Annotated in this window: 10 protein-coding genes and 1 pseudogene; 3 read left to right on the top strand and 8 right to left on the bottom strand. The window is 34.4% G+C overall.

Translation table 11 applies throughout. From position 1 onward, the window contains the following. Positions 1-26 precede the first annotated feature (26 nt). Positions 27-626: a hypothetical protein gene (locus BALCAV_RS06680; protein ID WP_003322336.1), complete on the top strand. Its 600-nt coding sequence runs from the start codon at positions 27-29 to the stop codon at positions 624-626. 289 nt (positions 627-915) lie between these two features. Here BALCAV_RS06680 and BALCAV_RS06675 read toward each other — a convergent pair. The 3 genes and pseudogenes from BALCAV_RS06675 to BALCAV_RS21110 form a co-directional block, all read right to left on the bottom strand. Continuing rightward, positions 916-3,912: pseudogene (locus BALCAV_RS06675) on the bottom strand (Tn3 family transposase). Positions 3,913-3,994: 82 nt separating this feature from the next. Beyond that, complete coding sequence (locus BALCAV_RS06670; protein WP_003322342.1) at positions 3,995-4,252, bottom strand: helix-turn-helix domain-containing protein; 258 nt, start codon at positions 4,250-4,252, stop codon at positions 3,995-3,997. 103 nt (positions 4,253-4,355) lie between these two features. Then, positions 4,356-5,126: a YwmB family TATA-box binding protein gene (locus tag BALCAV_RS21110; protein WP_003322344.1), complete on the bottom strand. Its 771-nt coding sequence runs from the start codon at positions 5,124-5,126 to the stop codon at positions 4,356-4,358. 102 nt (positions 5,127-5,228) lie between these two features. Here BALCAV_RS21110 and BALCAV_RS06660 point away from each other — a divergent pair, with 102 nt between their 5' ends. Next, positions 5,229-6,065, top strand: a complete 837-nt coding sequence (locus tag BALCAV_RS06660) for a cupredoxin domain-containing protein (RefSeq protein WP_003322345.1) — start codon at positions 5,229-5,231, stop codon at positions 6,063-6,065. Positions 6,066-6,160: 95 nt separating this feature from the next. Here the strand turns inward: BALCAV_RS06660 and BALCAV_RS06655 are convergent, their stop codons facing one another. From BALCAV_RS06655 to spoIVB, 5 genes are all read right to left on the bottom strand, one after another. Beyond that, complete coding sequence (locus BALCAV_RS06655; protein ID WP_003322347.1) at positions 6,161-6,577, bottom strand: rhodanese-like domain-containing protein; 417 nt, start codon at positions 6,575-6,577, stop codon at positions 6,161-6,163. Between the two features lie 198 nt (positions 6,578-6,775). After that, on the bottom strand, positions 6,776-8,692 hold the full coding sequence (gene asnB / locus BALCAV_RS06650) for an asparagine synthase (glutamine-hydrolyzing) (RefSeq protein WP_003322348.1): 1,917 nt from the start codon (positions 8,690-8,692) through the stop codon (positions 6,776-6,778). Between the two features lie 242 nt (positions 8,693-8,934). Continuing rightward, a complete protein-coding gene (locus BALCAV_RS06645; protein ID WP_003322350.1) occupies positions 8,935-9,546 on the bottom strand; it encodes a DUF1405 domain-containing protein in 612 nt (203 codons plus the stop codon). A gap of 194 nt (positions 9,547-9,740) precedes the next feature. Then, a complete protein-coding gene (locus BALCAV_RS06640; RefSeq protein ID WP_040323754.1) occupies positions 9,741-10,382 on the bottom strand; it encodes a ferric reductase-like transmembrane domain-containing protein in 642 nt (213 codons plus the stop codon). A 111-nt stretch (positions 10,383-10,493) separates the two neighbouring features. Continuing rightward, entirely contained in the window at positions 10,494-11,777 is a 1,284-nt protein-coding gene (gene spoIVB, locus BALCAV_RS06635; RefSeq protein WP_003322353.1) for a SpoIVB peptidase, read from the bottom strand. A 315-nt stretch (positions 11,778-12,092) separates the two neighbouring features. Between spoIVB and BALCAV_RS06630 the strand changes: the two genes are divergently transcribed. Then, positions 12,093-13,080, top strand: a 988-nt coding sequence (locus BALCAV_RS06630; RefSeq protein ID WP_052044348.1) for a C39 family peptidase, incomplete at its 3' end; no start/stop codon positions are given.

The raw sequence follows: 13,080 nt of genomic DNA, 5'->3' as shown, positions 1-13,080 counted from the left end.
TTAAATAATATACGGAGGTTTAAAAAATGGCTCTAATAAAAAATAAAATATTCTTATTAGTAGGTATACTAGTCACTGTTACAGTATTAATATTAATCTCAAATTTAGGTACCGATGTAATTTATGATCGCAGTCATGCAAATGTTCTTGAATATGAGAGTCTTGAAGAACTTGAAAAAGAGGTTGACCTTGTCATAGAGGCCCAAGTAATAGGGAATTCAAAAAATGTAAAAAATCCTACAGAAGTTAAAGAAAGTCCTTATCAATTAGAAAACCCATACGTAGGTTATACAACTACAGATATTAAGGTAAAAAAAGTATTAATTGAGGATGTGCAACGTCAAAAATTAACTAACCCAGAAAAAATAATTCAAATAATTGAGCCGATGTATCAAGTTGAGGGTGAAAATACTATAATTACATTTAATGATTATAGTCCACTAATGAAAGGGAACAATTATATATTATTTTTAACATGGCATGAGGAGAGAGAACAGTATGAAATACATGCATTGAGTAAAGGTAAATATAGCGTTGATGGAACAGATACAGATGAAGAAAAGTTAACAAAAGATAACAAAAATTATCAAGACTTACGAAAGCAAGTTATTGATAAATATAAATAACATAAGCTTGGATAATTTAGAGTTACTCTAAACATTATCAAAGGACAGTAGTGATGATTAATTGAAGAGATAGGGAAGCGACTAAATGATACCATTTAGTCGCTTTTAATAATCAAAACACTATTTGATGAATTTACCAACTATAATGTTAACAGACATTTTATTCCGAAGGGCGCTTTTCTGGAGTAAGGATTGGGCTCTTTTCGTATCTAAGTGTTCATTGCAAAAACCAGCTAATATCATGACAAGATAATAGCTGGTTTTTTATCACCGTTCAAAATGATGAAAACTACGACACTTTCAACTTAATAGGTATTCGTTGATCCATATCGAGTTCAAAAGTTCCATATGGATTGACATGATGATAAAATAAAGGTGTTAATCCCCTAAAATCTTCTAGAGTCATTTTCTTCAACCAATACTGGTTGTTGTCATAAAGCACTTCTTGTACCATTAAGGTATTCATATAGACTAAGCAATTTTGCAGCAGTTGAAGCGATAGTGTAGCCACCTCTTGATCTTCTATAGAATTGGAACGTATTTCACTGTTTTTTCCATAAAAAATATAGGTAATGACCGAGTTCCATTGTTCCACTGTATTTAATCCTTCATGGATTTCTCTACGAATCTCTTCATAGTTTAAATAATCACATAAAAAGATCGTTTTAATCGCTTTCCCTAATTCACATAATGCCTGATAGGTTGGATGTTTGGTATCTCTAGTAAATCTCTTTAATATGGATTCGGCAGAAGCAGTACCCAATCGTAGAGCAGTTGCATACTTAATAATTTGTTCATACTGTTGTCGAATAAGATCCCAGTTAATCGGTCTACTTAAAACCGGTTGCAGGTGAGGATATTCCTCATTCATGCCAGCTTCTGGACGATACAACTTTTGAGAACCTATATTTTTGAAGCGTGGCATCAGTTTAAAACCAAGCAGATGACAAAAAGCAAAAGCAACCACACTTTGGCCGTGTGTATCGACATAATTTCGATCGATTTCCATATCTGTGCAGTGACGAAGGACCCCTTCTATCATCGCAGCCACTTCGGAAGAAAGACAGGACTTAAGTTGAGAATAAATACATGCCGATTTTCGATCTGTATGCCAATAGATCATAATCCCCTGCCTCTTATAACGAGGATGCCATTCGGAAAGCAAGTTCTGATCCCCAGAGCCAAAATGTTTTGAATCGGATGCACATGCAGTAGTAGCTTCTCCCCATACTTCTTTCAATCGATGGTAGATAATATGATTGGTAACCTCTGCATTGGCTTTTCGTAAATGATCTTTATGAATAAATTTTTGGCGTATATAACGAAGTTCCCGATAGCTATCTAGGTGGTTTCCAGCTGAAACGGCTTTTAAACCTGTGTTCGTTCCTAATCCAAATAAACTTAAAAGAAGCCGTCGCTGGATGGTTTCTCGATCTAAAATCTCGCGATCGGCTGTAGTCTTAAACTGCTTGGTAAACTCCGTGTGAAAATCTGTTTCTTTTAGTAAATCCAACAGGTTGATGTCGGACCAACGGTTCTTAATCTCCTGTTTTATCCTCGTCACATGTGGGGGTTCGGGTTGCTTTTCAAGTGGTGTGACTCGAATCCATCCCTTGTTATTTCTAGTAGTAATCGCAACTTTTTCATTACTTTGAACCTCTAACCCTTGATTTAGTAATTGGAGCTTATCTTTCATCAACTGTATAATATCTTCGATAAAAGGCTCTACATCAAGTGGTGTTTTCAGTGCTTGAAAATATTCTTCCTTGCGCTCTTCAAAATCTTGAGGGAGATCTTCATCTGGGTTTCGATATCGAACAGCGTCCTCAATCCAAATTTCTTTACAACGAAGTCGAGTACGAAGCGATTGGATCACTGCAATTTCATAATTGATTCGATTGACTCTCTCTATGCCTTTACTGTCTGTCTCAATAATGATATCTTTCCATTTGGGCTGAATTACGCCTTCAATAGGAACTTCATCTCCAGCAGCGAAATAACGTTGCCCACTTTCTCCATATTCTCTAATGAGTTGAATGGCTTCAATCACAGGTTGATGAAACTTATTGTTGGACCTAAAGGTAAGATTCATTAAAATTTTAGAAAAAGCATGTCGATAATATCCGCGATAAGAGGCATGCATCTTTGTATAGATTTTTTCTTTGTATTCCCGATTATTTTTTGTCATATCTTTTATAATATCTTGAATCGTGGAAGGACTGACAATAGGGAATAGAGTATCTTGAATAACGCCTTCTGGATGATCTACCGTCGCTTTTAATAAGTTGACAATATGTTTATTTTTCCCTTGGACTCTTTCTAATTCCTTTACTGCTTCTTTTCGGGTTGTATTCTTGGCCTTATTTCCGAACTTAAGCGTAATTTCATCCAATAAATCAGCTAAATAATCAATCACTTCCCCATGACGAAGCGAAAATAAGATGGCAAGTAGGGTATAGCGAATAGGTGCTGGGTGTGCACGCAATTCCGTTACGGTCTCCGTAGCTGCACGAAGTCGATATTTCTTTACTAATTTCGGAGTCAAATGATGAAATAATCCTGGAGGAATTTGTAGATGCTTGATCGCTAATAGTTTTTTAACTTCCATTTCCATGGTACTTACACTTGGTTTACGAGGAGAAGATAAAAGGTGCCGAAAAGTTAAAATGTCAGATTGCATTTTCTCATGAAACTCTTCTTCAAAACCTTCTTCCGATTCCTCATCCTCATGAGATTCCAGTAATGCATCTAATCGAGAACAAGTCCTAGGAGACAGCTGATGATAAGTCGATTGATATAAATTCTTTTCAAAAGTGTCAATGGCAGAATCAATCATCCGATTCAAGCTTCCAATCGAAGATGGTTCAACTTGCCACTTGCGAAATAAGCTATATGCCTGATTTTTTAAGTAGTCGATATCATGAGTAAACTGAACTTGTCCGTGTAACCACTCTGTCAAAAACTCGTTGTCTTTTGCTGTAAGCTCTCGAAAACCGAAGAATTCTCGAATTTGTTTTCGATGATAAGTAAAGTTTCTTTCATCTGCGCCCCAACGTTATTCCTCAAAGAGTGCTGAAGATAACCCCAATTGCTGTGCTATAAATTCTACTACCACTTTGGGAATATCTTGTTTCTTAGAAGGAAATCTAGCCTCTTGTTGAAAGTACTTTAATAATACTGCAAACCCTAAACGACTTGTCCCAGTTTTATTACCAATCAGTTTTCTTTCAATTGGTACTACTACAAAATGTTCTAGCAGCTCATCTTCATTCCAATTTCGTTTCATAAATATCCATCCCCTAATATTAGAATAATCACTATTTTGAGTGTAATCTATTGAATAGAGGATGAAAACTCTACTTTGCGGTCTAGAGCAGCAACCCTGTCACTAAGCCTTTTTGGTTTAATGTATTTTGATCGATTCTTAGAAACTCGTACGATAAAAGTTCATTTGTTGTTACTGACAAATAGTGACAAAGAGTGTTCAAAGTATTAAAATTTATTTTATTTGCATGTTTAGAACAAAGATACAAAATTTCCTCCAGTGGAATTTTTGTATCTTTTGCAATATCTTCAAAAGAAATCTCCTTATCGAGCAACAAGTTTTTTAAGTGGAACACGATCATTTATACTCCCCCTAAATTATTCTATAATGAATTAAGTAATACAACTGAACCTTCGCGCAATCTTACAATCAAAACCTTTAAATAATTTGAAAATTCAAGGAAGCTAATGTTCAACCGTAATAATAGGTGTTCCTATTGTCACATCAACATTATCTGAGTATGGAACACTCCTAACCCCTATTTGTAAATTCATTTTATCATTCTGATTTAAGGGTAGACTTAAATCCCACCTAGGGTTATACGCAGAAACCGATATGAATTGATCCTCTTCAACCCCTTCTTTAACCTCTCCAGAAAAGTCACGTACTAAATCTTGAGCTAAGTCCTGTAAGTTCTTATTATTATCTTCAATACTTCCTTGAATCATATAAAAGATGGAACTGCCTTTAATGTTTGATGATATTTCATTCATAATGTCAAAATTCCACTCATCTCCAACAACCTGATAAGTAATATTCACTTTATACTTATTTCTATCTTCATAAGATGTAATCACGATACGTTCATCTAAGCTTTGGTTATTTTTTGTACCAACTACTTTATTGTGATGGTCATTTTCAATTTTTTCCGTGCTCCATACAAAGTCTGTTTTATTTTTTTGTGTGTCATCAATTAGTTCAATCACTTCAGTTACATTCATTACATATAGTTCCTCCCTTGAATAAGCTGACCAGGAATGTAACGTCATATTATTTTTTGTTATGACTTCATAAATATCTTCAAGTTCGTTTATATTTTCTTTTTTTTCATTAATTGAACTAACCATATAAAAAGAAAAAATAAAGCTAATTATTATAATCACCATAGGAATGTTTCTTTTCAGTTGTCTCACCTCACGTACTTTCACCTTACCTAGTAAATTATTTGTATCCACTTTCTCCCGATGTGTGAACATTTAAAGAAATAGTAACCCTTGTACATATTTAATCTTTTAAGCTAATAAACTAAAAGTATGAACATGAAGGGAGAGAATAAATTGCTTCAACCAGTCGTGCTCGGTATTGTTTTTATCCTTTTATTAACTTGGTTAATAAGTCTTTCCTATCTATTTAAAGAAAAACTAAGCAATATGATTGGGATGGTTGTTTCAATGACTCTTGGAATGATTACCGGATTAAGTATAGGTACGTTCTCTGCAGTTTTATTTCCTGACTTGTTTTTTGAAATTACTGTTCTAAGCATGTTAATTGGCGGGTTCGTTGGTGTAATAGCAGGATTTCCTTACTCCTTGATCGCGATTATTGATGGACTCATTTCTGGAGTAATGGGGGGAATGATGGGAACGATGTTAGGTGTTATGATTTCCCCTGAACATTATAACCAACTTTTAAACATAATGAGTCTTTGGACTGTTGGGATTTTCTTTCTAATTTATTTACTTTTAGTTTATGAAATTAATAAGGAATCCAACAATAATTCATTGATTTCACACCCACTTCCATACTTTACTCTTGTTTGTTTGTTTATTCTCAGCTTTCACTACTTTACTTTTGAATTTAATAACAGCACAAACCATCATGCCGATCATGTAAATAATCAAGAAATAATAATGGATGCGAATGAATATCAGTTTGGTCCAGATCAAGTTCAAGTGTTACCTGGTGAGGAGGTAACACTAACTCTAGTTAATAACGGAATAGAGCAACATGATTTTGAGATTAAAGGATTGGATTTTCATCTTCATGCGATGCCTGGTACTTCTGAAAGTATGTCAGTTGTTTTTCCAAAATCCGGTACGTATGAAGCCATTTGTACCATACCTGGACATGAAGCAGCTGGAATGACAGCTACTATAATCGTTACGGAATTATAAGATAAAGCTTCCCTATTTACTTTTCACTCAAACTAGTAGGGATAAGCATTTTAGTTCTAGACAATTCTTTATTGTTTTAAAAAAGGAAATGAACTTTATTCTGTTGAAAGAGGTCCATCCCATACAGCCATGCCACCTCCGAAGTTAGCTACTTTATCAAATCCTTTTTCAACAAGAAAATCGGCACTTTCAACCCCCATTCTTCCTGTATGACAAATAAGAATAATCCGTTTTTCTTGATTTAATTCATTATAGCGGTCTTGAAACTCTTCATAGGGGATATTGATGGCTCCAGATATATGCCCCTCTTTATAGAGCTCCACTTCTCGTAAATCAACTACTTCTACATATTCGTTACCAACCTCCATCAGTACTTCCTCTTGGTTAATATCATCCCATTTTTGACTTATAGGGTCCTCTTCTAAGGTAGCTGTTTGGAATGGATTAACAACAATTACAATTGAAATGACTATTACAACGATAAAACTTAAAGGTAAAAGATATTTCCTCATCATTTCTCGCTCCTTTTTCCAGTTCTATATTTTTTCTTGCTTATTTAAAAGATTAGAGAAAAGGATATGTATTAAAACTGTAACATGTAAACCCCCTTAAGTAGGAAACAAGCATTGTTAGAAGCGTTCAACATACAGCAAAAATAGCCGAACATGTTGAATAACTTTATTCAACATGTTCAATGAAAAAACTTAAAACTATTTACTATGCTCCATAGTAGTACCAAATTCATAGACCTTTTCAATAAAGACTTGGTGCCAAAGCATGAAAGTCAGTACTGTCCATAATGGACGACTATAATCCCCTTTGCTCTTAAATATTGAACTCTCAGCCAAATTGATTTTACGATGTTGTTCAAGCAAATGAAGAATCTCTTCTTTCTTAAATAAATAATCAGTCTGACTATCCATAATCAAATTTTTAGCCCAATCGTACAATTCATTTTGTAGCCAATGTCGAATTGGAACGGGAAACCCTAGCTTCGCTCGATTGACAATATGCGCTGGTACAATGTGCTTCATTGCACTTCTAAGAGCAATTTTCGTTTGTGATTTATCTACCTTTATAGTGGGATGAAGGTTAGCAGCCACTTTAAAGACTTCTTTATCTAAAAATGGAACACGGAGTTCTAATGAATGCGCCATTGTCATTCGATCAGCCTTCACTAGAATATCACCTCGTAACCATGTCTGAAGATCGATATATTGCATCTTCGTAATATCATCAAGGTGTTGAATTTGTTCATAAAATGGCGTAGTGATCTTTTCATAGTTATAATCTGATTGATACTGGCTCAGTAACTTAAATTTATCGGCTTCTGAAAACGTTTTCGCATTCCCAATGTAACGCTTTTCAATTGGTGTAAGCCCACGCTCTATATAATTTCTTCCCTTTACTTTTTGTGGAACTCTGTTAAGAATAAAGTTCATCATTCTTTTACCACTATCAGGAAGAGTCGATAAAGGACGGAGTGACAAAGGCTCCTTATAAATTCGGTAGCCTCCAAACAGTTCATCTGCACCCTCGCCAGATAAGACAACTTTTACATGTTTGGCAGCTTCCCTTGCTAAAAAGTAAAGGGGAATAGCTGCTGGGTCAGCAACGGGATCATCTAAATGCCAAATAATTTTAGGGAGTTCCTCAATAAATTCAGTAACTGAAACTTGATAATAAGAATTTTCAACCTCCAAAGCTTCCACTGTTTGCTTCACAGGATTTAGTTCATGATAACCTTCTTGCTCAAATCCAACAGTAAATGTCTTAATGGCAGGATTAATTTTTTTCGCTAATGTCACTATACAAGTGGAATCAATTCCACCTGATAAGAAAGCTCCTAATGGAACATCACTAATCATATGACAATTTACAGACTCCTCTAACGTTTGTGCTATCTGTTTAGAACTTGTCTCAAGATTGCCTTGACTTGGTTTGAAGATTGGCTCCCAATATTTTGTTTGGATTAAACCCTCCCCTTTCTTTTTGATGAAATAATGGCCAGGCTCTATTTTAAACGTATCAGTTGTCATCGTTAATGGCTCAGGCACATATTGAAAAGTTAAATAATGATGTAATGCTTCCTTATTTAAAGATTTATTGTTTTCAAGTGCTACTAAACTTTTTTTCTCAGACGCGAAATATAGTTCATGCTCACTTTCACCATTCGTATAATACAATGGTTTGATACCAAAGGGGTCTCGTGCCCCGTACATCGTTTGCTCCTGCTTGTCCCAAATCAAAATAGCAAACATTCCTCTTAAGTCAGAAAAAGCTTCTTCTTTTTTATGACTGAAAAGAGCAAGAATTGTCTCTGAATCTGATGAAGTCTGAAACGTGTAACCTATATTCCCCAAGGTTTTACGTAGTTCCTGGTAATTATAAATTTCACCATTAAATACCATCCAGTAACGCTCATTTTCATAGGAGATAGGTTGATTGCCATTTTCCACATCAATGATACTTAGCCTTTTAAATCCAAAAACGATGTGATCATCCTTGAAAAAACCTGTGTCATCTGGTCCACGATGATGAATCAAGTTAAGCATATTATTTATTTCATTTTTTTCTTTATTTCCTATTACTTTTTGTTCATTTACATAGCCAACAAAACCACACATTTTGAAAACACCTCATACTTCTTTTTGTTATAGATCAGATAATAATATTATCCTCAATGTTTGTTTTTTTCATGGAGAATTCATGTAAAAAAAAGGGGGATTAATTTAATGTTCAACACCACAGTACCCACCAATTTTGAACCCCAAAAATTATTATGAAATTAAAGATTAAAGACATGACCTCCATAAAAACACGACCTCTAATTTTGTGGTCATGTTTTTATGGAGTACACCGAATTTACTCAAACTAAATTATCATTCTTGTGTTGTCCAGTTATCCTTGCCACCAACACATAAAAAACGAGAATACTTGTTATACTTAGACTTACAGTAAAGAAATAAATATAAGTTAAATAGGGATGAAGTCCAGAATATAACCAAGGAAAAATCCCCAGAGAATAATCCAATATATCATTTGTTAATGTCCATAGTGCTACAATTAACAAATGTTTTAATTTAAAACGGAAGTATCGACTAAAAAAGAGTGCTTGAACTGCCATTCCAATGTGAGAAACAATTAACATATAACTTGTCCAATGAAGAGTACCTCCAGTAAAATTTGTTGCCACAATCATGACAACTGCCCAAATTCCATATTTAAACAAAGTCACAGCACCAAACGCTTCTATTAGCGGCCACTTTTTCCCTACTAAAAAGGACAGCAACGTAATGGTAAAAAACAAACTAGCAGTTGGACTATCTGGGACAAACGGCCAAAACCAAAGTTCCGTTTCAACTAATTGAGGCATATACCATATATATCCGTAGATCGTTCCCAACAAATTGGTCATAAACAATAACCAAATAGTACGTTTTCGCCCAAGCCAGTTAATAAGCCAGTTCAAGTAAATCAATAAATTTCCTTCTTTCTACATCCTATTTAAAATTAGTCTTACAAGCTTTGTGTTATAGAGTATTGCACTTAATTGTGTAGAAACTATGAAGAGGATTTATGAAATTTTTTTTAAGAAAGCTAATTGCTTAATTTCTTATGACAACAAACTGAATGGCTCCTAACCTTAGTAAGGAACCACTTATTTATTTACCTTTACTTTCTTCTAGTTTCTTTTACGGTAAACCAAAATCCTATTAAAGCGCTTAGCCAGACTAATGTAATAGTGATGATGAAGGGTGCTTGTAGCCAATTAGGTGAATCTGGGTTGTGTATAAAAATAAAATAAGCCGTATGCAAAATTACCATATGGTAAAAGACATGTACAGTTTGTTGAACATGTTTCCAAGCTTTTAATCCCAATATCTTTTTACTTATCGTGTTTGAAGTTAACATTAAGATAAGAACATATACCAACGCTACAATCCCCAATAAATTACCTAAAGCAAATCCAGGATGCAACACCCAATCCCCTGCAAATGGACTAAAAACGAAAAAGAACCGGAATACTTCCCATTGAACCCAGCCATCAAGGAGAATCAATACATGAACAATTGCCGTAACGCCTGTCCATATCCCAAGTTCTCTTCTCCAAACTAGCCATTTTCTAATTGTTTCGAATACCTTAGAAAGGGATCCTAAAAGCAAAATTACACTTAAGAATAGTAATGATACATCTGCAAATGCTCTGTTCCAAGCATGCATTGGATCCCAGAGTTCTCTACTTTGAAAAAATAGATAAGCTAGTATAAGAGAAAATCCTCCTATAACTATTTGTCTATAAGTACTATTTTTCATCGCACACCTCCTCAATCTACTGTAGGAGTATATCCTGCATGTTTGTAGAATGTATGAAGATGATATAGAAGAAATATACTAGTTAGTCACCTAACTAGTATATTCTTAGCTCTACTTAATTTCAGCTTCTTGTAACATCCATTCAATGTGTCCACCATAGCCCGATGTTGGGTCATTAACGAAAACATGCGTAACCGCTCCAATTAACTTGTCCTCTTGAATAATTGGGCTACCGCTCATCCCTTGTACAATCCCTCCTGTTTTTTTCAGTAATTTAGGATCAGTGACTTTAATGATTAACCCTTTTGTTGTGGGAGATTTTCTTGGATTTGATTTAAGAATCTTAATATCAAATTCTTGTACTTTATCTCCCTCTAAAACCGTAAGTATTTTAGCGGGACCTTCTTTAACTTGATCAGCAGACGCTACAGGAATAGGTTGGTCAAAAATAGTACCTTTATTGAATACTTCTCCAAAAAGACCAAAAGGACTATTTATCGTTACAGAACCCCAAAACGCCTGATTAGGTAAAAATTTGGCTATCTTTTCACCAGGTTCACCGCTAACCCCTTTCTCAATTGATGAAACAGATGCCAACACAATTTGTCCATCATAAACAACGGTTGGCTGATTAGTTTCAGCTTCTGATATAACGTGACCAAGTGCCCCGTATTTATTCGTATCAGGATGAAAAAATGTTAAAGTACCTATACCTGCCGTGAAATCACGTACATATAGACCGGATTGAAATTTGCCATCCTCTTTATTTCTTAAAGGGGTTAACTCTTTTAATAAAAATTGTTTTTTTCTCCTTATTTCTATTTTTAGTATGTCATTTTTCTCGCCAGCTTCTTGAACAATCTCTTCCACTTGAACCCCCCTACTTATAGGATTACCATTAATTTTCGTTATCAAGTCGCCTACTTCTATTCCTGCATGTATTGCAGGTGATTCTTCTCCAACTGAAGACTTAACAGAATGATAGCCTGCGACAAGCACGCCTTCTTTATTTAGCTTGACACCAATGGAATGACCTCCAGGCAAAATTTTCAGTTCTGGTAATGTACGAACCTGAACTTGTTTAATTGGAAAATTACCTATTTCAATTGTCAAAGTTGTATCATTGGCTTCTTTGCTTGTTGCAGTGATTGAGGTTGTACCTGTTCTATTATTTGTAGAAGTAGTAATGTTTGTAACAAGTTTTTCATTTTCAGTTTTTGTAGAAAAGTCACCTATACGTGTAGAAGAAACTTCCCAGCTTATTTGCTGCCCTTCATATACAGTAATCTCATTTGGAATACTTATGACATCTTGAACAGGCGTAGAATAGCCCACGAAAAATATGCTTAGTAAGAGAATACAACCTATTAATTTTCTGATCCCCTCACCAATCATAATTTCACCCTCCTTGGTATAAAACTCGCGTTTACTTAATCCTCTAATTTAATGTTTAATTTTTACGGTTAGAAAGCAAAAGTATAGACTATCCTTTCTCCCTAGGCTGAACTATAGGTCCTAGCTTGAATGCTTTTTCAATCATTCTGGTATTTTTACAATTTTTTTATGCTTTAATTTATCATTTATCATAACTTTTTTTCTATCTTCACATTTTTTACAAATCTTTCGCTTATTCTATTACACAAGTTTCACATATTTATCTAGATTATCGAACCACTAACTTAATACTTATTTTTTGAAAGAGGTCGTAGAATGGAAGTTCTATTTTTTATTTTGAGTTATATTGTGTTTCTTGTACTTGCTGTTACAGCCTTATCTAGGCTAATAAAAAAAGGAATCTTAAAACAAGGCTTATTTGTTTTTTCTTTTCTAATCTTGGCCATGTTTACTTTTTTATTGTATTTAAATATACAGGAAGAATGGGTAGATCTCGATTTCACTAGTAAAATAAACAGTTTTAAAGAGGTATACAGTAATTCACAACACCCTTCACAAATAGTATCTAACGATTCAAATTTACCTTTTATTGTCCATGAAAATGACATAACAAGAGGTTTTGAGAGTTATAAAGAGGCTGTTATTTATGCTCAAGAGATACAAAGCAATGTTTATTTTCTTAATGATAGTCACATCGTTTGGAGATATGACTTTCAACTTCCTCTAAGTATATTATTAGATGCCCCTTTAATTTCTCAGTTACCTGAGCTTCCAAGAGGATGTGAAGTAACAAGTCTTGCCATGTTTCTAAATTATGCAGGAGTAAATGTAAACAAAATGGTACTTGCAGATGAGGTGAAAAAAGATTCAACTCCCTATCAAAAAAAAGGCGATCAAGTCTTTTTTGGTAACCCTTATGATGGTTTTGTAGGTGATATGTATAACATTAACAATCCTGGTTATGGTGTATACCATGGTCCTATTAAAGAATTAGCAGAATTTTACTTGCCTAATAGAGTAATTGATATAACCGGGACTGACTTCCAACATATTCTCTATCACGTAAGCAATGGAAATCCAGTCTGGATCATATCTAATGTTACATTTTCGAAACTTCCTGAAAACTTATTCGAAACTTGGGATACTCCAAGCGGCTCTGTTAAAATAACGTATAAAGAGCATTCTGTCTTAGTTACAGGATTTGATGATGATTATGTTTATTTTAATGACCCCTTGGCAAATGTTAAGAATAGAAAAATCCCCCAAAGGGATTTTGTAGAAGCATGGGAACAAATGGGAAAAC

This window comes from Alkalihalobacillus alcalophilus ATCC 27647 = CGMCC 1.3604, assembly GCF_000292245.2.
Taxonomy (GTDB): domain Bacteria; phylum Bacillota; class Bacilli; order Bacillales; family Bacillaceae_D; genus Alkalihalobacillus; species Alkalihalobacillus alcalophilus.
Note: the sequence above shows the minus strand (reverse complement) of the source record. Positions and strands in the feature narration are given on the sequence as shown.

What these genes read in the sequence shown, in the direction of transcription:
- BALCAV_RS06680 (WP_003322336.1), top strand. Translation starts at nt 27, where the DNA reads ATGGCTCTAATAAAAAATAAAATATTCTTATTAGTAGGTATACTAGTC.
- BALCAV_RS06670 (WP_003322342.1), bottom strand. Translation starts at nt 4,252, where the DNA reads ATGATCGTGTTCCACTTAAAAAACTTGTTGCTCGATAAGGAGATTTCT.
- BALCAV_RS06655 (WP_003322347.1), bottom strand. Translation starts at nt 6,577, where the DNA reads ATGAGGAAATATCTTTTACCTTTAAGTTTTATCGTTGTAATAGTCATT.
- asnB (WP_003322348.1), bottom strand. Translation starts at nt 8,692, where the DNA reads ATGTGTGGTTTTGTTGGCTATGTAAATGAACAAAAAGTAATAGGAAAT.
- BALCAV_RS06640 (WP_040323754.1), bottom strand. Translation starts at nt 10,382, where the DNA reads ATGAAAAATAGTACTTATAGACAAATAGTTATAGGAGGATTTTCTCTT.
- spoIVB (WP_003322353.1), bottom strand. Translation starts at nt 11,777, where the DNA reads ATGATTGGTGAGGGGATCAGAAAATTAATAGGTTGTATTCTCTTACTA.